Raw genomic sequence first — 21,472 nt, 5'->3', positions numbered from 1 at the left:
CGCCCCGGGGCTCCGGCGGAGGTATCAGGCGCTCAGAGCCCCTCGCCGCCGACCCATTGCGCGTTCGACAGGCGCCGCGCGAGATCCCAGCTCTGGACGCGGATATCGGGCACCGCGACGACTTCCCACAGCCCGCCACGGGTCATTGGTCCGATGCAGTGGATGCGGTCATCGGGGGTGCCATCGCGCCGGATCGCGCGCGACTGCGCATCGACGTCGACGCCGAGCCGCAGCGGATCCGGCCTGATCGCGCCCGCCGCCAGCAGGTGCTTCACGAGCGGTTCCTCCGAGCGCAACAGGTCGCCTTGCGGACCGGTGCAATTGACGATCCGCGCGGCGTGCGTGACGACGGGTTCGGTCGTGCCGCGCGGTCGCCAGATCAGTTTCGCGCCGGTCCCATCGGCGTCGGCGGAGACGATCTTGCCGGCCGCGAATTTCAGCTGCCCACTGGCGACGAGGGCCTCGACGCGCTCGGCGACCCGCGGCGCGAGGCGGTGACGGTGCACGTCCCAATAGGGGCGGAGATGACGCAGGAACCGCCCGCGCACCTCCTGCGAGGCGGCGGCCCACAGCATCTGCGTGACCGGGCGAAGCTCGTCGACCGCGCACCGCCAGCCTTCGACCGCAGCCCGTGCGCGCACATGGCGGACGAGATTGGTCAGCCCGCCCTGCGGCTTGTCCGAAACCCCGCGGTGCGCGGGCGCGCCGTCGACGTGGCGGCGCGGCGACAATCCGCGACGCGACATGGCGAGGATCCGGCCGGCGAACCCCTGCGCATCGAGTAGCAGCGCAGCATCGATCGCGGTGAGCCCGGTGCCGACCAGCACGACCGTGTCATCCGCGCCCAGTCCCTCGGCAAGGTCGGCCGCCCAAGGATCGGCGCAATACACGCCCGCGGGCAGTGCGTCGGGCTTTAGGCCCGGCGGGGTGTGCGGTGGCAGGTTGCCTAGCGCGAGCACCCCGGTATCGGCGGCGATCGTCCGCCCGTCCGCCATTTTGAGCGTCACGCCGTCTCCTGCGACCGGCTCGATCGCGCAGACCTCGCCTTCGACATGCACCAGCCGGCCGTCCGATTCCGCGATCGCCGCGTCGAGCAGTTCGCGCAGATACGCGCCATAGGTCGTGCGCGGGACGAAGGTCTTGCGGTCGCCCTTGCCATGCGCGTCGAGCCAGCGGACGAAGTGATCGGGATCGTCGGGGAGCGCGCTCATGTTGCCCGCGCGGACGTTGAGCAGGTGGTCGGGATGCGCCGCGCTATACGCGACGCCGCGCGCGAGCTGCCGGTCGCGCCGCTCAATGAGCGTGACGCGCGGCCCCGCGTGCCGCATCAGATTGACCGCGAACAACGCGCCCGAAAAGCCGCCGCCGACCACGACGACATGATCCTCGGGCCCCGCGATCCGCGCCATGGTTGTTTTCTCGTCCATCTGTACGCTCACCCACAGTGTCGCGGGAGGCCATGCCCGATCGGAGCCGGCTAGCCCAGCCCCTGGCGATGAGACGGCCACAGCCCTGCAAGCCCGTCATCCCGAAACCCCGTCATCCTGGCGAAATCCCGTCATCCTGACGAAAGTCAGGATCCAGAGTAACGGTCGGCACGCTTGTGGCTCTGGATCCTGACTTTCGTCAGGATGACGGGATTGGGGAGAAACTACCCAGTCCCACGTCATGCCGGGCTTGTTCCGGCATCTATCGTTCCACTGGATCAATTCTGTCGAGTTCGCAGTCCCACGTCACCCCGGAACAGGTCCGGGGTGACGGCGGGAGGTGTCTCTCGATCGAGTATGCCCACCCCGGCGAAGGCCGGGGCCCAATCGGCAAGGTCGACATGACGATGCACATCCCGCCGTTACCACCGTCCCCCATTTGGGCCCCGGCCTTCGCCGGGGTGGGGCCTATCTTTTAGTCGCCCCGTCTTACGGCCGGAACGCCCCGATGCCTGCAATCGCCATCTTCGGCTGCGCGGTCGCCACCGTCGTGAACCCCAGCATCAGGTACCGCGCCTGCCGAGCCTTCGCGAAGGTGATGCGCTGCGTCGCCCGGGCGTAGGCGATGTTGCCGAACTCGCCCTCGTCCGCCGGCGTCCAGGTCCTGCCGTCCTCGCTCGTCTCGACGCTGTAACGCCCCGGCGGTCCTGCGTCGGGCAGCGCCTGCCGCGTCGGCGTCAGGCTGAACCCGGCGACCTGCTCCGCCTTGCCCATGTCGATCATCAGCATCACAATGCTCGTCGGGGTCGGCGCCGGCGTCGTCCAAACGGTGGCCAGATCGTCGTCGAGCACCGCCTCCGCCCCGGACAATCCGGGCTTCACCACACCTGCCAACGATTTCTCGGCCGCGAAATCCGGCTTGCCCGCCTTCATCGCCAGACTGTGCTGGATCGCGCTGACGATCGTCCACCCGGTCTTCGAGATGATCTTGTTGCCCGTCGCCTGCGAGGCCGCGATCGCGACCGGCGCGACGCTCAGGAACAGCGACAGCTCGGTGATCGCCGGGCACGCGGGCGCCTCGACGATGCGCAGCCGCACGCGCCGTGCGGTCACCGGCTCGGGCAGTCTAATGATCCGCTGCGCGCCAATGCACTCGTGCATCGCAACCTCGCGCCACGCGCCCTTGGCATCCGCCACGTCGATCGCGAACTTCGTCACGCGCACGCCGAGGTCGAGCGCCTCGCGGATCCGGATCAGGTCGAACCGGCGCCCCGGCGGCAGGTCTAGCACCAGCGACGGCGTCTTCACCGCATCGGGCGTACTCCAATACGTCTCGCGATTGCCGTCGAGCACATTGGCCGGCGCGAACCGGGCTCCGCGCGATGGGCCGCTCGCCACCGCGCCCTTGGCCAGATCGGTCTTGAAGCTCGCGCGCAACGCATCGCCGAACGACTTCAACGACGCGAGATCGGGCTCCGCAATAAGACCCCGGCGATCGGGCGGCAGGTTGAGCATCATGTTGGTGCCGCGCCCGACCGACTCGTCGTGGAACTGCATCAGCCGCTGCGGCGACTTCACCTGGAGATCCTCGTCGGCATGATAGAACCAGCCCGGACGGATCGACGTGTTGGTCTCCGCCGGCCACCAGAGCGGCGCACCGCGCACGCCCGAATTGCCCTCGGACTGGACATAGGGATGGTTCGGCATCGTCGGCCAGCACGGATCGCCCGCGTGACCGTCCTCGTTGCCGACCCAGCGGATATCCGCACCGAGCGGATCGAAGGTGCACGCCATCGGCTGCAATTTATGGACCAGCGCGATGATCGACGGCCAGTTGTAATATTTCGGCGCATCGATCTTCCGCGCCTCGCGCGCGCCGCCATAATAGCCGTCGCCGCCGTTCGCGCCGTCGAACCACACTTCGAACAGCTCGCCGTAATTGGAGCAGAGATCGGTCAGCTGCGCGCGGAAATACTCGACGTACGACGGTTTCCCGTAATCGGCGCGGTTGCGATCCCACGGCGACAGATACAGCCCGTAGGAAATCCCGCCGCGCCGGCACGCGTCGCCCATTTCGCGGACGATATCGCCCTTGCCGCCCTTGTACGGGCTGTTGCGGATGCAATGCTCGGTGAGCTTTGTGGGCCAGAGGCAGAAGCCGTCATGATGCTTGGCGGTCAGGACGAGCCCGGTCAGCCCCGCGCTTTTCGCCGCCGCGACGATCTGGTCGGGATCGAACGCGGTCGGGTTGAACAGCTTCGGGTCCTCGTCGCCATAGCCCCATTCCTTGTCGGTCCAGGTGTTCAGCGTGAAGTGGACGAAGCCGTAGCGCTCGCGCTTGTGCCACGCGAGCTGGCGGACGCTCGGCGTCGCGCCCCATGGGGCGGGTGCACCGACCGGGGCGGCTGCACCGGCCCGGCCAGCAGCAGCGGTAGCGAGCGTTCCGGCGATCAACGCGCGGCGGTTCAGGTCTAACGTCATCGCGAAACTCCGGTGGTTGCTGGCGGCCGGTCGGCAGGCGCGCGGCCAAAATTGCGGTTGGGCTTGTCGCCCATCTCGAACACGAGCCGCCCGCCGCGAACGATATCGGCATGCGCGATCCAGCTCTTCGTCCACGGCTTGCGGTTCCACGTCACCGACTGGACGTACGGGCGGTCGGGCGCATTGCCGCGTGCCTCGACAACCAGCGTCCTGCCGTTGCCGACGCGCATCTCCGCCCGGTCGAACAGCGGCGAGCCCAGCACATAGTTCGCGCTTACTGGATCGACCGGGTACAGCCCGAGCGCGCTCAGCACGAACCACGCGCTCATCTGCCCGCAATCGTCGTTGCCGATAATGCCGTCGGGCGCATCCTTGTACATCTCGGTCAGCAGTCGCCGGACCATGCCTTGCGTCTTCCACGCCGCGCCGCAATAGGCGTACATATACGCGACGTGATGGCTGGGTTCGTTGCCGTGCGCATACTGACCCACCAGACCGCTGATGTCGGGCGGCGCATCCTTCGGCAGGACCGACGACGCGGTGAACAACGCATCGAGCTTGGCCTCGAACTTCGCATCGCCGCCCATCGCCGCGATCAGGCCGTAGACGTCGTGCTGGTTGAGGAACGTCGCCTGCCAGCTATTGCTCTCGGTATAGTCACGCCACGTCGCGGAATGGCCAAGCGCGACGGGATCATACGGTTCGATCCATGTCCCGTCTTCGCGCTTGGGTCGCGCGAAGTTTATCGTGCTGTCGAACACGTTCCGCCAATTGCCGCTGCGCTTGCGGAGTCGTGCGGCATCGGCGGTCGCTCCCGCCGCATCGGCCAGGTGCGCCGAGGCGTAATCGTCATACGCATATTCGAGCGTACGCGAGACCCCCTCGAACACCTTGTCGGCGGGAACATAGCCGATCGTATCATAGGGTTCGATCCCGAGGCTGTTGTCGAGATCCGGCATCGCGAAATCGAACGAACGACGACGGACGTTCGGCCACGCCGCCGCATAATCGGCGCGCACGCCCTTCGCGCGGGCCTCCGCCATCACCGACACCGAATGCCAGCCGATCATGCACCCGGTTTCGATCCCCTGCAGCGGCCAGACGGGCGGGCCATAGCGGCTCTGCTGCGTCTGGCGGATCAGGTCGCCGACCAGCTCGGCGGTCCGCTTGGGCTCGATCAACGTCAGCAGCGGATGCAGCGCGCGGTACGTGTCCCACATCGAATAGGTGCTGTACGCGCGATCCTTGCCCGACAGCCTGTGCACCTGTTTGTCGAGGCCGAGATACCGCCCGTCGACATCGGAGAACAAGGTCGGCGCAAGCTGCGCATGGTACAGCGCGCTCGCCATGATCGTGCGCTGCGCCGGCGTCCCGCCCTCGACGGTGACCGCGGCGAGCGCCGGCGCCCAGCGCTTGGCGGCCTGCGCATGGTACCGGTCGAAGTCCCAGTGCCGGGCCTCGGCGGCGAGGTTCGCGCGCGCGCCGGCGACGTCGACCCCGGAGATGCCGGTGCGGATCACGATCGGCGCGGCACCGGCGTCGTCATAGTGCAGCACCGCCTTCACGCGCTTGCCCGCGACACCGCGCGCGCCGTCAGATTGCGCGACGTCGCCATCGCCGTAGAACACGATGCGGTCGGGCTTGCGCGACACCTGCATCGCGAAGTGGATGCGGCGCCCCTTGGCCCAGCGGAACACGCGGCGGCTGCCGGTCAGCGTACCGCTGTCGTCGATCGCCAGCGACGCCTCGTCGATCAGCACGCCCCGGTCGGACTCGTCGAGGATCAGGTGCGACATATCGATCAGGACATGCCCCGCGCCGCGCGGGAAGACATGGCGCTGAATGCCGGTCCGCTCGGTGACGGTAAGCTCCGCGCGGACACCCGTTTCCAAGGCCACACGGTAGTAACCGGGCTCCGCATGCTCATCGGAAAACCGCTGGCGATAGCCCGCACCGGGATCTTCGAGCGTGCCGGGGGTCAGCTGGACCGGACCGCGCGTCGGCACCACCAGCACGTCGAGCATGTCGCCGATCCCGGTGCCCGACAGATGCGTATGGCTGAACCCGATGATCGACGTGTCGGTGCGGTGATACCCCGAGCACGCATCCCAGCGCTCGACATCGGTATCGGGGCTGAGCTGCACCATCCCGAACGGCAACGTCGCACCTGGATAGGTGTGGCCGTGGCCACCGGTGCCGACGAACAGATCGGGCGCGGTGGTCGTGCGCGGCGAGGCGGCGAAGGTCGCGCGCGCGGTCAGCGCGAGCGCGCCGCTACCGGCGAGGAGCATACGGCGGGAGATCATGCGCGGACTCCGAGAAGGGCGGGACGTTTGGCGGCGATGTCGACGATCAGTTCGCCGAACAGCCCGTTGGCCCAGGCGAACCAGGCGCGAGTAAATTTCGCGCCGTCGTCCTGGTTGAAGGATTCGTGCATGAACCCGGTGCCGCCATGCGTCGTCTGCAACGCGGCGAGCGACCGCGCGACGGTCGCGTCGTCACCGGTCTCGAGCGCATTCAACGCGTGCATCACGATCGACATCGGCCAGATCTCGCGCAAGCCCGTATGCGGACTGCCAATCCCCTCCGCCGCCTTGCCGGTGAAGAAATACGCGTTGTCCTTGCTCCACGCGCGCGCGGCAGTGCGCCGCCAGAGCGGATCGTCGGCCTTCACCGCACCGAGATACGCCAGCCCCGACAGGCTCGGCACGTTCGCGTCGTCCATGAAGATCGCGTTGCCATAGCCGTCGACCTCATACGCCCAGACCGGCTGGCCGTCGGGCCCCTTGGTCATGCCGTGCAGCCGCAACGCCGCCTCGACCTCGTCCGCCAGCGCAGACGCATCCGCCGCCAGCGCCGCGTCGGGCCGTGCGCGCGTCGCGAGTTCCGCCAGTTGCCGCAGCGCGCGGACCGCGAAGATGTTCGACGGGATCAGGAACGGGAGCACGCACGCATCGTCAGAAGGCCGGAACCCGCAATGGATCAGTCCGACTGGTCGCGACGGCGGACCATAGCCGTCGAGCGCCATGCTCTCGCCGACGATCGGTGACGACCGGCGGAAGCGATACGGCCCCGGCCCGTCCTTGCGCTGCTGCTCGCGGAACGTCCGGATCGACGCGCGCGCGCCGTCGGCCCACAGCGCGTCGAACGGCGCGGTATCGCCGGTCGCCTGCCAATAGGCGTGCGCGATCCACATCGGGTAGCAGAGCGAATCCACCTCCCATTTGCGCTCGCCGACACCCGGCTTCATCACCGTGTCGTCGGTCAGCGACCAGCTCAGATTGGTCTTCGCCGACGGGTCGTGCATGAACGCGTTGGCATAGGGGTCGATCAGGATGCACCGCGCCTGCCGCGCGATCAGCCCGCGGAACAACGTCCGCAGCGCCGGGTCGCGCTTTGCCAGCGGCAGATACGGATGGACCTGCGCCGAGCTGTCGCGCAGCCACATGCAGTCGATATCGCCGGTGATCACGAACGCATCGGGCTTGCCGTCGACCGCGCCCATGAACACCGTCGTATCGAGCGTGTTCGGATAGCAATTGCCGAACATCCAGGCGAGTTCCGGATCGCCGATCTTCGCCGACACACGCGCGATCTCTGCCTCGACCGCGCGGCTGGTGAAGCGACGATCGCCAAGCTTCGGGCGCTTGCTGACGAGCGACGGTGCGGCCGCCCGCAGCGGTCCCGCAAGCCCCAGCGCCGCAGCACCGGCGATCAGCGAACGGCGGTCGATCATTTCGGCAAATCCTGCGTTCCCGTCACGGTGAAGACGGTATCGACACCCGGTCCGTCGCCGGGCTGGCCGCCACCGATATGCAGCCGGTATTCGCCCGGTACGACGCGACGCGTTCCCGCCGCATCGACGCTGCTCATGCCGCGAGGATCGATCGTAAATGCCACGCGTGCCGTCTGGCCCGGCTTCACTGTCTGGCGCCTGAACCCGACGAGCTGCCGTTGCAGCACGGGATCGTTGAAGCGCGGCTTCACCGCCGGCTCGGGCGGCACGAGATACGCCTGCACCACCTCGTCGCCCGCAACCTTGCCGGTGTTGCGCACCGGCACCTCGACGGTGACGCTCTCTCCCGCCGCGATGGTGCTGCGCGCGAGTTTGGGCGCGGCATAGGCGAACTGCGTATAGCTCAGCCCGTGCCCGAAGCCCCACAGCGGCGTACCGGTGAAGTAGCGATAGGTCCGCTCACGCATGTTGTAGTCGATGAACGCGGGCAGATCGCGCGTCTTGGCGTAAAACGTCACCGGCAGTCGCCCGCCCGGATTGCTCCTGCCAACCAGCGTATCGGCGATCGCCTGCCCGCCAGCCTGCCCTGGATACCAGCCGACTAGAATCGCATCGGCATGCGCCTTCGCCCAGGTCATCGCGACCGCGCTGCCGGTCATCAGCACGACCACCAGCGGCTTGCCGGTCGCCTTGGCCGCTTCGAGCAGCCGAACTTGCGCCGCCGGAAGCCCGATATCGGTCCGATCGCCGCCCGAGAATCCGGCGACCTCGATCTGCAACGCCTCACCCTCGACCGCGGGCGACAACCCAACGAACGCGACGATCGCATCCGCCTCCTTAGCGGCAGCAACCGCCTCGGCGACCTGCGCATCGGCAGGCGCGGTCCAGGTCAGCCGCAGCCCCTGATCCTCACCGCTATGCGCAAGCTCGACGCGGATCGCATGCGGGCCCGCCGCCAGCGTCACAGCCGCCTCGACGTTCTTCCCGCTGCCGTCGTCGTCAGCGACCAACTTGTCGTCGATCCACAGCCGCGACGGATCATGCCCCTTGCAGTCGAAGCAGCGCGGCACGTCGAGCCGGAACACATACTCGCCGGCAGCCGGCGCGGTGATCGTGCCGCTCCAGCGCACCGAGAACGTGGCAGGATCGATCCCCGGGGCGGGCGCAGTGCGGTCCCAGTCGAAGTCGATCAGCCGGTCGGCGCGTACCACTGACGTGCCGGTGAAATTGCTCCGCCGGAAATACTCGCCGCGTAACGACAGCGCTGTGTCGGGTACCGGCACGGGCACGCCCTCGGCGATACTCGACCCTTGTGCGTACCGCACGCCCGCAAACGATGTGCGCAGCGCCGCCAGTGGCGTGATCGGCGCCGCGGCCGTGCCGTGATAATTCGCCTCAAGCACGTCGACGCTGTCGGCATTCGGCCCGATCACCGCGATCTTCGCCGACGGCTTCAGCGGCAGCACGCCGTTGTTCTGGACCAGCACCATCGCCTTCCGCGCCGCCTCCAGCGCCAGCGCGCGGTGCGCCGGCGTGTCGAACTCAGTCGGCTTGATCCTGTCCCACGGGCTCGTCGCGCCGAACGCCCCGCCGAGCATCCGCCGCACCGCGAACGTCCGCGTCAGGCTCGCGTCGAGCGTCGCCTCGGGCACCAGCCCGCGCCGCACCGCATCGCCGAGCGCCGCGTAGGTCTTCCCGCAGTTGAAATCCATGCCCGCGGCAATCGCCGCCGCCGATCCGCTCGCAGTATCGGGCCGATAATAATGGTAGTTCGAGATATTCCCGATCGCATCGCAGTCGGACACGATCAGCCCCTTGAAGCCCCATTGCTTCCGCACGGTCTCGGTCAGCAACGGCTCCGACGCACACACCGGCACGCCGTGGATCGCGTTATACGCGCACATCGTCGACAGCGCCTTGCCCTCGGTCAGCGCAAGCCGGAACGCAGGCAGGAACGTCGCCTCGCGATCATGCGGCGAGATATCGACGTCGAACCCGTCGCGCCCCGCCTCGGGTCCGCTATGCGCGGCAAGATGCTTGGGCGTACCGATCACCTTCGGGTGCGCGAGGTCGGGCCCCTGCAACCCGCCGATGAACGCGACGCCGAGCCTGCCCGTCAGGTACGGATCCTCGCCATAGGTCTCCTGCCCACGACCCCAACGCGGATCGCGGAAGATGTTGATGTTGGGCGACCAGATCGTCAGCCCCTGATAGCGCGTCCGGTCCCCCGCCGGCAGCGCGTTGGACTTCGCGCGCGCCTCGGTCGACACGACATCGCCGACCCGCCGCAGCAGCGCCTCGTCCCACGTCGCGGCCAGCGCGATCGCCTGCGGGAACACCGTTGCGACGCCGTTGCGCGCGAGGCCGTGCAGCCCCTCGTTCCAGTAATCATACGCGGGCAAATTCAGCCGCGGGATCGCCGGCGCGACGCTCTGCAACTGCGCCGCCTTCTCGTCGAGCGTCATGCCCCGCACCGCCGGATCGACGGTTTGCGCAAGCGCTGACGACGCGAGCAACAGCCCCGGCACAAATGCTAGACGAGCAAGCCTGGTCGAGAGGCGCCCTCCCCCCCCATCCGTCATCCTGGGCTCGACCCAGGATCCACAGCCACGGGCGGCGGCGTCCGTAACTCTGGATCCCAGCGTTCGCTGGGATGACGGCGGGGTGGTATGCTCGCAAACTCTCTGGGCCGACGAGGCTGCGGGGGCGTAATCGCGCATCACGACTTCACCGCCGCGACACCCGCCAATGTCCGGACCGACAAGGCACGCTTCAGCGCCGCCGCGGACGCCTTCGAAGCAACAGTCACCGTAACACTCTCCCCCGGCAGCAGATCGAACGCATTGTCCGACGGCGTCGCCTCGACCTTGCCGAAATCGAGCCAGACTGCGCGCGCCAGCTTGGTCGCGGTCAGTGTCAGGCGATTGGTCTCCCATGTCGCGGTCAGCCCTGGATCGGGCAGTGTCATCGTCTTGGGCGCCGCCGACACCAGCACGCGCGACGTCACGCGGCCATCGACGAGCAACTCCGCCACCGCGATCGTGCGCGCTGGATCGCCGCCCGCGAACAGCGTCGCATCGGGCAACGTCGCTACCGCCGTTGCGGACAACGGCGCCAACGTCGCCGGCGTCTCGGTCGTCGCGAGAACTTTCCCGTCGACGTCGAGCGTCCGCATCCGCCACACCGCCTCGGTCGGCACCGTCGCGTCCGAAACCAAGCTCACCTTGGTCGCGCCATCCTTGCGCTCCGCGGCAATCGCCAGCGGTGCATAGAAATGCCGAGCGCGGAATTGCAGCGCCTTCCAGCGGCCATAATAATCGATGCTCGCCCATGACGCGCCCGGCCAGACGTCGTTGATCTGCCAGAACAGCGACCCCATCGTCACGGGCCGGCACGCGCGGTGGTGCAGCGCGGCGAGTTCGATCCCCTCGGCCTGCATCACCTGGCTCAGATACACGAACTCGGCGAAGTCGCGCGGCTCGCGGTATTTCTCGCGGATGTAGAACAGCAGCCGGTCGTTGCCCTCGCCCTTGAGGAACTTCTGGTGCGCCTTCATCACCGGCGACGTCGGCGAGAAGTCGGCGTCGGTCGCGAACGTCCGGATCGTCTTCATCTCGGGCATCGACTGCAGCCCGTATTCGGACATGAAGCGCGGGCAGCTGTCGAGATACGCCTCGACCGGCTTCTTGCCGCCCCAGACGTCCCAGTAATGCCGGTCGCCATCGCCATCGATGTCGGGCTTGTCCTCGTAATTGTTGCTCGGCGAACCCGGCCAATAGACCGCATCGGGATCGCGGCGTTCGGCAGCATCGCGCAGCACGCGGTCGAAGATCACCGCCATGCCGACGCCGATCCGCTCCTGCTCGTCCGCGCCGACAGCCTTCTTGAAGGCGATCCGGTCGGACCAGTTCGCCCAGCCGCTGAGCACTTCGTTATTGCCCGACCACAGCACGATCGAGGGATGCGCCTGGAGCCGGTCGACCTGTTCCTCCGCCTCGATGCGGACGGTCTCGCGGAAGTCGCGATCGGGGGGCGTGACGGCGCCGCCGAACATGAAGTCCTGCCACACCATCAAGCCCATCTGATCGGCGAGGTCGTAGAACGCGTCGTCGAGATAATAGCCACCGCCCCACACGCGGATCATGTTCATGTTGGCGTCGCGCGCGCCGGCCATGACGGTGCGGATCTGGCTTTCGGGCACGCGCGCGGGAAACATGTCGAACGGGATCAGGTTCGCGCCCTTGGCGAACACCGGAATACCGTTGACGACGAACGCGAAGCCCCGCCCCTGCGCGTCCTTGTCGCGACGCAACTCGACCGTGCGCAGGCCGGTACGGCGCTGCGCGGTGTCGATCGTCGTGGTTCCGTCGATCAGCGTCGCCTTCACGGTATAAAGCGGCTGTGCGCCATAGCCCGCAGGGAACCAACGCTGCGGATTGGCGACGCTCACCGGTACCGCGACATGGCTCGCGCCAGCCGCGACGGTGACGGTCCGCGCCGCCTGCGTCACGCGACCATCCGGCCCCGTGACCGCGACCTGCACCGTGACCGGCCGCTCTTGGCCAGCCACCACGTCGAGTTCCGCGGACAGCCGCGCTTCGGACTTGGTCAGCCCTTCCTGCGTCACGCGAAACGCCTCGATCCGCGCATCGTCCCACGCCTCGATCCGCGCCGGGCGCCAGATCCCCTGCGTGACGATCCGGGGACCCCAGTCCCAGCCATATTGGTATTTCGGTTTGCGGATATAGGGCGAGGTCTGCTTGCCCATCGGCTCGTCGCCGTAGATCGAATCATATTCGCCGGGCAGCGGGTTCTTCGCCTTCAGCACCATAGGCTGCAACGTGCGGATCGGCGAGCGGAACGTGACGAGCAACTCGTTCGCGCCGGGCTTGAGCACCGCCTTGACCGGCACGCGCCAGCGCCGATGCGCATTGTCCGCCGCCAGCAGCTTGGTCCCGTTCAACCGCACCTCGGCGAAGGTATCCAGCCCGTCGAACACCAGGTCGATATGATCGCGTGCGAGCAGTTCGGGCGTCGCGCGCACGACGGTGTGATATTGCCAGTCGGTCAGCCCCACCCACTGGATCTTCGCCTCGTTCAGGCCCTTGTACGGATCGGGGACGATCTTCGCGGCCATCAGGTCGGTCTGTGCGCTGCCCGGCACGGTCGCGCGCAGCCAGCGTGCCGCCTTCGGATGCGCCTTGGCCGCAGCGGTATCAGCGGGATCAATCCGCATCGACCAGCCCTTGTCGAGCACGACGCTCGTGCGTGATGCCGCCCAGGCCGGCGTCGCGAAGACGGCCGCGAGCAGCAGAAGGACTGTCGGCCGCATTACTTCTTCTCCGACAGCTGCATCGATTCGACCGCATAGAACGGCGACTCCATCGACGCCGTGAACAACAGGCAGATGTCCGCATCGCCCTTCCCCTCGGGCAGCGTGCCGCGGAAGCTCATGCGGTTCGGGCTCGTCGCCGGGTTCGGCAGCGGGAAGGTCGCCGCGATCGTGCCCGTGCAACCGCCGGTGCGCACCACCAGTTCGCCGTACGTCGTCACCGCATAATGCCGCCGCAGCGCCTTTTCGTCATGCGCCAGCCCGTAATGCCGCGGCAACCGCGCGACATCGACGGTGAAGCTCCGCGCGATATCGAGCGGGGCGGCCGGATACATCGTGCACGTGTCGAAGATGTTGACGTTGAATACCGGCGTATTCCCCGTCGCCTCCGACGTCAGCGGCACGCGCAGCCCGATCGCGCCATCGGGGCACGCGACCAGCTCCGAACTCGACCGGCGCAGCAGCGCGACCCGGCTCGTCTCGAACAGACGCGGTTCCGCGGTCGGACGACCGTCGCTGGTGAAGGCCGCCGCGCGGACCGTGGTCCCCGGCCTGAGCGACAACGGCGTGGCATAGGCCTTCGATCGCGCGGTCGGCGCCTTGCCGTCGAGCGTGTAGCGGATCGTGCCATAGCCCGTCTGCGTCGCCAGCGTCACCGGCACCTTGCCGCGGCGCAGCGCATCGCCGCGCGTGCCGGGAATCGCAAAGTCGACCGCGAACGCGCTGTCCGCCGCGGCGATACCAGCGCGGGCATAGCGACCCATCTGCGGCTCGAGCCGCGCCACGAAGTCGTCGAAATTACGCGCGGACTTCGGCGACCAGGTCCGCTCGGCAAGCGCAGACAGCCGCGGGAAGGTCGCGTGCTGAAGCTGCTCGGGCGTCACCAGATATTCGCTGAACGCGTTGATCTGCGCGCCCAGCACATGCTTCGCCTTGTCGGGCGCCAGCCCCGCCGGCTCGGGTTCGTACGCATACAGCCGGGCGAGCGGCACGATCGCATCGCCGTTCGCGATGCGGCCCGGCGGCTCGTCGCTGCGATTGCTCTGCAGGCTGTCGAGATACAGGATCGGCGCGGGGCTCAGCACCACGTCATGCCCCTGGTTCGCCGCATCGACGGCCCCCTTCTCGCCGCGCCACGACATCACCGACGCCGATGGCGGCAAGCCACCCTCGAGGATCTCGTCCCAGCCGATCAGGCGGCGGCCGTGCTTCGCCAGATACTCGCCGAGCTGGTCGATCATCCAGCTCTGCATCTGCATCTCGGTCTTCAGCCCGAGCGCCTTCATCTTCGCCTGCACCGCGGGCGACCGCTCCCACTGGTCCTTGACCGCCTCGTCCCCGCCGAGATGGATGAACTGCGACGGGAACACCTCCATCAGCTCGTCGAGCACGTGCTTGATGAAGGTCATGCTGCGATCCTCCGGGCTGAACAGCCACGGGTTCACGCCCCAATCGTGACCGACCGCGGGCCGATCGCCGAGCACGCCGACTTCGGCCGGATACGACGCCACCGCCGCCTGCGCATGACCGGGCAGATCGATCTCCGGCATGATCGTGATCGCGCGCTCCTGCGCATACGCGACCAGCGCCTTCAGCTCGGCCTGTGTGTAGAACCCGCCGACCTTCTCGCCCGGCGCGCCACCCGCAGACGGTGGCGTCCGCCACGCGCCGATCCGGGTCAGGTTGGGATAGCGCTTGATCTCGACGCGCCAGCCCTGATCGTCGGTCAGATGGAGATGCAGCACGTTCATCTTCTGCGCGGCGAGTTGATCGACCATGGCGTACAACGTTGGCATCGGCACGAAATGCCGCGCCGGATCGATCATCAGCCCGCGCCACTTGAAGCGCGGGGCATCGCGGATCGTCATCGCCGCCAGCGTCACGGGCTTGCCGACCGCCGCATCGGGGCTGAGCAACTGCGCCAGCGTCATCGCCCCGTGGACGAGGCCCGCATCGCCGCTCGCCGCGATCGTCACGCCCTTCGCATCGACGGTCAGCGTGTAGGCCTCGTCCCCCGCCACGCTCGCATCGCGCACGAAGCGGATCGGGCCGGTACCGGCGTCGCTTGCAAGCGAGAGCCCGCGCACGACCTTGACCTGTTGCGCGAGCAGCTTGGCTGCGGTCTTCGTCCCCGCATCGCTCGCGACGATCCCGGCACCTTCGCCGATCGTCAGCGTGCCGGCATGAGTCTCGATCGACGCCGGCATCGGAATCAGCTTCGGCCCTTCGGCCACCGCCGCGGTCGAGGACATCAGCAGCGCGAGCACCAGAGGGCGGAAACGGATCATTTAGGGTCCTTCGGCAATTGCGCTGGATCGGGTGGATAGACGGCGGAGCCGGCCTTGAACGGTTCGTAGTCGCGGACGACGCCGCCTGCGCGCGCGCCCTCCGCGGTGAGGATATCGACGGTCACCGTGACGGGCGTAAGACGACCGGTCCAGGCCGCGGACACCGTCGCGGTGCCGCCCGGCGCGATGACCGGAAGCGCCTGCTCGCCCTCGCCGAGCACGACGCGATCGCCGCCGATCGCGCGCCAGTGCAGCCGCGCGCCGATCAGCGGATAGGAGGGCAACGCAGCCTTGGCCGCGCCCATCACGGTCGCGGTGAAGCCGGTCGGCGTTTCGCCCGCCATCGTCAGATCGACCTTCGCGGAGACGTCGCGGTTGGCGGCTTCCCACGCGAAATAGCTCGGGCGGCGCTGGCGATCCGCATCGACGAGGCCGTGATCGACATAGCCATCGGCCATGCCGGCGAAGAGGTTCTTGTTCGAGCGGTAGTCCGCATAGCTCCAGAAGATCGCGCCGCCGACCCAGGGCCGCGTCCCGAACGCCGCGAGCTGGTCCTTGAGGTTTTCGGTGCGCGCGATGTCCGCGCTCGCGGAATCGTGCGAGAACGGCCCCGGCCAGCCGAATTCGGAGATGACCAGCATCCGGTCGGGATACGCCTTGTCGAACGCGTCGAGCCACGGGCCGACTTTGCCCGCGGCGCCGCTCCAGGTGCCGAAATAAGCGTTGGCCATCACGAAGTCGGCCTCGACCAGGGCGGGTACGCGTACGGCACGCTCCGCGATCTGCGAATCCGCGAACGTCACGAACCGGCCCGGATCGATCGCGTTGATATGCGCCTTCATCGCCTTCACGAACGCGAGCCCCTGCGGCGTCGCGGCCTCGCTCTCGTTCATCACGCTCCACGCGAGCACGCTCGGATGGTTGCCACTCTCGGCGATCATCTCGGCCATCATCGCCTTGGCACGCACCAGCAGCCGGGGATCGCCCAGCTGCGCCGCGGTCATCTGCCAGATCGGGATTTCGGGCACGAGCAGCATCCCCGCACGGTCGGCGGCGTCGAACACGCTCTGCGGCTGCGGATAATGCACCGGCCGCGTCAGCGTGACGTGCAGCGCGGCGAGATCGCGCATGTCGTGGAGGATCGTACCGCGCGTTTCGGCGGCACCTTCCCACGGCGAATCCTCGTGCCGCGTCACCCCGGTCAGCCGCACCGCGACACCGTTGACGTAGAGTTTCCGGTCACGGAGCGCGAGCGTGCGCAGACCTACCGTGTCCTCGCGCCGGTCGAGCACGACGCCCTTCTCGTCGCGCAGTTCGGCGACGATCCGGTAGAGCTTGCCCGCGCCGATCTGCCACAGTTGCGGCCTGGCGATCGTCAGCGCGGCGTCGGGCGTTGCCGCCGACGACGCGGCCACGGTCACGCTCTTTTCACCCCGCGCGACCTCGCGGCCGTCGGGATCGATCGCGACGGACGTCAGGGAATAGGTGTGCGGCGTGGCATCGACATTCTCGATCGCGACACCACTCGTGACGGTCGCGCTTTCGGCCTTCAGGACCTGGCGGATCCGCTGGCAGCGGATCAGCCCGCCCTCGGCGATCCGCAGCGACACGTCGCGCGTGATCCCGCCGCTGTGCCACCAGTCGTACCAGACGTTCCCTGAGCCAGCGAGGCGCATCGCATAGCCCGGAATCGTCACGAACCCCGACCGGTCATCGGCCGCGACGACGATCCGGTTCGCGCCGGGTTTCAGCACCTTCGAAACGTCGAGATCGAACGCGGTATGCCCGCCTTCATGGGTGCCGACGAGCGTCCCGTTCACCCAGACGCGCGCCGCATAGAACACAGCGTCGAAATGCAGTTCGAGATGCTTGCCGACGATCGCCTCGGGCACGACCAAGGTCCGCGCGTACCAGCCGACGCCTTCGGAATTCGCACCGCGCGACAGCGGCCAGCTATGCGGGACACTGACGCTTTCGACCTTCGCGGGATCGGACTTCAGCCACGCCGGATCGGCCGGCGCGTCCTTTGCCAGCCAGAACGTCCACCCCGCATCCAGATCGATCCGCTCGGCCGCGGCCGGCGTCGCCAGACCCATCGGAACGAGAAATGCGGACAGGACACCGAGATGCCCCATCCGCTTGCGCACTGCCTTGATCCAAACTGATATCATGCGGCGATATCGTGCCCCCTTTGGACGGGGGTGGCGCACCCCGAGGGCGCGCCACCCGGTGATGCTACATCCTGAACGAGAGCGATGCCGAGAAGGTACGGCCGTTCTTGTAGAACGCGGTCGGACGATCCGGCGTAGCGTTATACTGGAGATACGTCTCGTCGAGCAGGTTCTGTGCGTTGACCGACAGCGTGACCGCCGGCGTCACGTTGAACCCGGCCGAGAAGTCGAGCTGGTTGTACGGCGCCACCATCTCGCGCGAGCCGAGACGACCGATCGTCCGGAAATACGCGGTCCGGTAGTTGTAGCTCAGCCGCGCCTGGAACGGGCCGCTCTCGAAATACGGGATCACGTTGACGGTGTGCTTCGACAGATACGGCAGGTTGAGCGCCGCACCGCTGACGTCGACCGACGAGGTGTTGCTGTCCTGGTACGAATAGTTCGCCTGGAGACCGAACCCGCCCCAGATCTCGGCCTGGCCCGATACCAGCACGCCGTTGACCTTGGCCTTGGCGCCGTTGATCGGCTGGCTGACGTTGTAGGTCGTGATGCGGTTCTGCAGCGCGTTGAAATAATCGACGTTCTGGCGCGAACTGATGATGTAGTTCTTGATGTCGCGACGGAACAGCTCGACGGCCAGCAGCGTGCCCGAGCGCGGATACCATTCCGCGGTCAGCTCGTAGTTGGTCGATTCATACGGCTTGAGGTTCGGATTGCCGCCACCGCCATCGAGCGTGACGTCGTTGAGCGTCGTCGCCGCCGCCAGATCCTGATAGCGCGGCCGCGAGATGACCTTGGCCACCGCGCCACGCACGATCACCGTCGGCGATACCGAATAGGCGATGTTGAGGCTCGGCAGGAACTTCAGGTAATCGGTCGAGGTGCGCGTCGGCACCGGCTGCGGGTTGACCTGCGCGCTCGGCGTGGTCGCATAGTTCGAGATGTCGCGGGTATAGACGACGCGACCGCCGATGTTGCCGCGGAACCCGCCCTGGTCGAAATTGGCCTGCGCATAGGACGCGATGACCGTCTCGTGGACCTTGGTCGACGCGCCGATCTTGGTGACCAGCGGCGAGTTGATCGCGCCCGACAGGATATCGATCACCGACTGCTGCGGCAGGTTCAGATACTGCGTCGCGTTGCCGAGCCCACCGCTGCCGTCGAACGTGCCGCTGGGGGTGACGAGCGCGGTCGCACCGAGCTGAGGGATGGTCTGCGACGACTGGAGGTACGTGTTGATCCCGCGCGCGTCGATCTGGTTGACATGGTCGGTCGCGCGGCTGCCGAGCAGGATTTCCTTGAACGGACCGAACTCGACCGGGATGGTCGCGTCGTAGCCGCCGAAGATGTCGCGGTCGGTCGTGACGCTGAAGTCCTGCCCGCCGATCTGCGCAGCGTTCAGCTGAGTCCCGTTGACGATCACCGGGCGCCCTTCGATCTGCGCCGGGTTGTTGTTCGGGTTGGTGAAGTAGTTCGCCGGGTTGGTCGGATCGCCGACGAAGTTCACCGTCGCGGTGTTGTTGGTGAACGCATAGCTGTACGGCAGCTTGGTCTGCACGTTGAACAGATATTCGGGATCACGTCCGCCGACCGCCTTGCTCCAGCCACCCGCGAACGAGATCTTCGCCCCGCCGTCGCCTTCGTAGTCGGCGAAGAAGTTGAGGTTGTCGGTCTTCAGCTTGGTCTTGCGCACCAGCGTGTCGAGCTGCGAGCCCTGGTTGGTCGCCGCGCCGAACGAGGCCGAATTGACCACGCCGTTGCTGATGTTCGCCGATTGCAGCACGTCGCCGGTCCATGCACCGGGGATCGTGTACATCGACTGGCTGTAGTTGTTGTAGTTGCCGTTGATGTGCAGGCCGTTGAGCGTGAGCGTCAGATCGGACGTCGGCCGGTACTGGACCGTGCCCGACACGCTCTTGCGCTCGCGGGTCTGCTGGAAATAGGCGTAGTTGATGCCGAACGGCGACGCCGCCTTGTAAAGGTCCGAAATCGTCCCGCCGGTGATCGTCGCGCCAGGGCTCTTGAGGCTCAGCGTGCCGTCGGCAGCGCGGTTGACGAACGGGCTGTTGTAGGTGCCGTCCGCGTTAGGTGCGACGTTGTCGTAGCCGAAGAACTCGACACCGGCGCGCGTCAGGCTCTGCTTGTCGTAGGTGGCCGCGACGAGGAAGCCGAACGTCTCGTCCTTGTTCTTCCAGCTGTACAGCCCCGAGCCGCGGACGTTACCCTTGTCCGAGCGGTCGTTGTACGAATAGCCGCCCGACGCAAAGATCGCATTGGCCTTCAGGTCGAGCGGACGGCGCGTGCGGACGATGACGGTGCCGCCGAGGCTGCCTTCCTCGATGCGCGGCTCGGGCGACTTGTAGACCTCGAGGCGATCGACCAGCTCGGGCGCGAGCAGCGAATAGTTGAAGGTGCGGCTCGACGGGTCGTTGTCGTTGCCGCCCCAGTCGGCCGAGGCGAGCGCGTGGCCATCGAGCAGCATGCGGTTGAGCGCGGGATCGGTGCCGAGGATCGCGACCTTCTCGCCCTCGCCGAAGCGACGATCGATGCTGACGCCGGGAATGTGCGACAGCGATTCAGCGACGTTGCGATCGGGGAACTTGCCGATGTCCTCGGCGGAGATCACGTCGACGACCGCGTTGGCGTTGCGCTTGACCGCGATCGCGCTGCGCAGGCTGCCGCGGATGCCGGTGACGACGATATCGTCGCCGGTTGCGGATGCTGGCGCGGCGGATGGCGCGGGCGACTGGGTCGCCGACGGGGCGGCATCCTGTGCGACCGGCGTCGTCGACGGTGCGGGATCGGTCTGCGCGAACGCCGCTGGAATGATCGCGACGCATACCGCTGCGCTCGACGCCAACAAAATCTGCTTCCGGAAAATCATTGTCGAAACCCCTTCCTAATCGACGCCGCAGCGCCTTCCCCCGACGCTGTCGGCGTCGCTTCGATCACCTGCCACCTGGTACTGTTTTGGTTACTCTTTGAGTGGCTCGGCAGGCGTAATGTATAACCAATTCATTTTCAGAATCCATCGGAAATTACAGTTTGGTTACCACCCCAGGACACCAATCAGGCGATCGTATAATATACAGTCGTATCAATAGCCTAGCGGATTCCGCAGTTTCGTTTTGACACACATGCGCGGCTGCGGTGCCAAGTTATTGTAATACCACTTCTTACAAGAAACTGTCGGTTCGGGATTGAACCCGGCGATTCGATCGGCCAAACGTAATATAATTACGACGATCGGGAGGGCATCCATGGCGCTGGAGATATGCGTCGACGATATCGCGGGATTGGACGCCGCCATTGCCGGGGGCGCAGATCGCGTCGAACTCTGCGCCGCGCTGGCGCTGGGCGGCCTGACGCCGTCACCTTCACTGATCGCCGCGGCGGCAAGCGCGCCAATCCCGGTCCATTTGCTTGCCAGACCGCGCGAAGGGGGATTCCACTATACCGCGCGCGAGCTGGCGATGATCGCCGGCGACATCACCGCGGCAGCCGAAGCGGGCCTCGCCGGCGTCGTCATCGGTGCCACCTACACCGATCACAGGCTCGACACCGAAACGCTGGCGTCATTGGTCGCGCATGCCCGATCGGCAGGCACAGCGCGGCGCGCGCCACTATCACTGACGCTCCATCGCGCGATCGATCTGTGCGCTGACATGCCCGCCGCGCTCGACGCCGCGATCGCGCTCGGGTTCGACCGCGTGCTGACGTCCGGCGGCGCACCGAAGGCGATCGACGGCCTCGATATGCTCTCGAGATTGCAGCGTCGCGCAGACGGGCGGATCATCATTCTCGCGGGAAGCGGCATCGACGCGGACAATGTCGCGGCGTTTGTCGATGTCGGAATCGTCGAGATCCATGCCTCGTGCGGTACGATTGCATCCGATCTCGACGAGGTTGCCGATGCAGAGGCTCTGGCGCGCGAACGCCGTTTCGGCTTCACGACCGCAGGGCGACGCCGCACCGATATCGACCGCGTTCGCGCCCTCAAGGCGGTTCTTACAGACGTGTTACATCAAGCCGCTTGA

General features: G+C 67.0%; 10 protein-coding genes. 1 reads left to right on the top strand and 9 read right to left on the bottom strand.

The features are described 5' to 3' along the window. Positions 1-32 precede the first annotated feature (32 nt). From C8J43_RS05715 to C8J43_RS05675, 9 genes are all read right to left on the bottom strand, one after another. A complete protein-coding gene (locus tag C8J43_RS05715; RefSeq protein WP_243645443.1) occupies positions 33-1,427 on the bottom strand; it encodes an FAD/NAD(P)-binding protein in 1,395 nt (464 codons plus the stop codon). 489 nt (positions 1,428-1,916) lie between these two features. Further along, positions 1,917-3,908, bottom strand: a complete 1,992-nt coding sequence (locus C8J43_RS05710) for an alpha-L-fucosidase (protein WP_133030128.1) — start codon at positions 3,906-3,908, stop codon at positions 1,917-1,919. After that, a complete protein-coding gene (locus C8J43_RS05705) occupies positions 3,905-6,214 on the bottom strand; it encodes a GH92 family glycosyl hydrolase (protein WP_133030127.1) in 2,310 nt (769 codons plus the stop codon). The genes C8J43_RS05710 and C8J43_RS05705 overlap by 4 nt, the downstream gene beginning before the upstream one ends. Continuing rightward, positions 6,211-7,644: a glycoside hydrolase family 125 protein gene (locus C8J43_RS05700; protein ID WP_133030126.1), complete on the bottom strand. Its 1,434-nt coding sequence runs from the start codon at positions 7,642-7,644 to the stop codon at positions 6,211-6,213. The genes C8J43_RS05705 and C8J43_RS05700 overlap by 4 nt, the downstream gene beginning before the upstream one ends. Next, on the bottom strand, positions 7,641-10,109 hold the full coding sequence (locus C8J43_RS05695) for a glycoside hydrolase family 3 C-terminal domain-containing protein (protein WP_243645442.1): 2,469 nt from the start codon (positions 10,107-10,109) through the stop codon (positions 7,641-7,643). Before C8J43_RS05695 ends, C8J43_RS05700 begins: the two co-directional genes overlap by 4 nt. Before the next feature lie 254 nt (positions 10,110-10,363). After that, a complete protein-coding gene (locus C8J43_RS05690; RefSeq protein WP_133030124.1) occupies positions 10,364-12,976 on the bottom strand; it encodes a glycoside hydrolase family 2 protein in 2,613 nt (870 codons plus the stop codon). Beyond that, on the bottom strand, positions 12,976-15,264 hold the full coding sequence (locus C8J43_RS05685) for a family 20 glycosylhydrolase (protein WP_133030123.1): 2,289 nt from the start codon (positions 15,262-15,264) through the stop codon (positions 12,976-12,978). The genes C8J43_RS05690 and C8J43_RS05685 overlap by 1 nt, the downstream gene beginning before the upstream one ends. Beyond that, on the bottom strand, positions 15,261-17,435 hold the full coding sequence (locus C8J43_RS05680; RefSeq protein ID WP_133030122.1) for a glycoside hydrolase family 2 TIM barrel-domain containing protein: 2,175 nt from the start codon (positions 17,433-17,435) through the stop codon (positions 15,261-15,263). Before C8J43_RS05680 ends, C8J43_RS05685 begins: the two co-directional genes overlap by 4 nt. Before the next feature lie 64 nt (positions 17,436-17,499). After that, positions 17,500-20,319, bottom strand: coding sequence for a TonB-dependent receptor (locus C8J43_RS05675; RefSeq protein ID WP_133030121.1), 2,820 nt, complete (start codon positions 20,317-20,319; stop codon positions 17,500-17,502). Positions 20,320-20,695: 376 nt separating this feature from the next. On the opposite strand from C8J43_RS05675, the gene C8J43_RS05670 reads away from it, so the two are divergent. Then, complete coding sequence (locus tag C8J43_RS05670; RefSeq protein WP_133030120.1) at positions 20,696-21,472, top strand: copper homeostasis protein CutC; 777 nt, start codon at positions 20,696-20,698, stop codon at positions 21,470-21,472.

Source organism: Sphingomonas sp. PP-CE-1G-424 (genome assembly GCF_004341085.1).
Classification (GTDB): domain Bacteria; phylum Pseudomonadota; class Alphaproteobacteria; order Sphingomonadales; family Sphingomonadaceae; genus Sphingomonas.
The sequence above is the reverse complement of the archived record's forward strand: the minus strand, read 5'-3'. Positions and strand labels throughout refer to the sequence as shown.

Coding starts and splice junctions, on each gene's coding strand:
- C8J43_RS05690 (WP_133030124.1), bottom strand. CDS start 12,976: ATGCGGCCGACAGTCCTTCTGCTGCTCGCGGCCGTCTTCGCGACGCCG.
- C8J43_RS05705 (WP_133030127.1), bottom strand. CDS start 6,214: ATGATCTCCCGCCGTATGCTCCTCGCCGGTAGCGGCGCGCTCGCGCTG.
- C8J43_RS05670 (WP_133030120.1), top strand. CDS start 20,696: ATGGCGCTGGAGATATGCGTCGACGATATCGCGGGATTGGACGCCGCC.
- C8J43_RS05680 (WP_133030122.1), bottom strand. CDS start 17,435: ATGATATCAGTTTGGATCAAGGCAGTGCGCAAGCGGATGGGGCATCTC.
- C8J43_RS05710 (WP_133030128.1), bottom strand. CDS start 3,908: ATGACGTTAGACCTGAACCGCCGCGCGTTGATCGCCGGAACGCTCGCT.
- C8J43_RS05675 (WP_133030121.1), bottom strand. CDS start 20,319: ATGATTTTCCGGAAGCAGATTTTGTTGGCGTCGAGCGCAGCGGTATGC.
- C8J43_RS05700 (WP_133030126.1), bottom strand. CDS start 7,644: ATGATCGACCGCCGTTCGCTGATCGCCGGTGCTGCGGCGCTGGGGCTT.
- C8J43_RS05695 (WP_243645442.1), bottom strand. CDS start 10,109: ATGACGCTCGACGAGAAGGCGGCGCAGTTGCAGAGCGTCGCGCCGGCG.
- C8J43_RS05685 (WP_133030123.1), bottom strand. CDS start 15,264: ATGATCCGTTTCCGCCCTCTGGTGCTCGCGCTGCTGATGTCCTCGACC.
- C8J43_RS05715 (WP_243645443.1), bottom strand. CDS start 1,427: ATGGACGAGAAAACAACCATGGCGCGGATCGCGGGGCCCGAGGATCAT.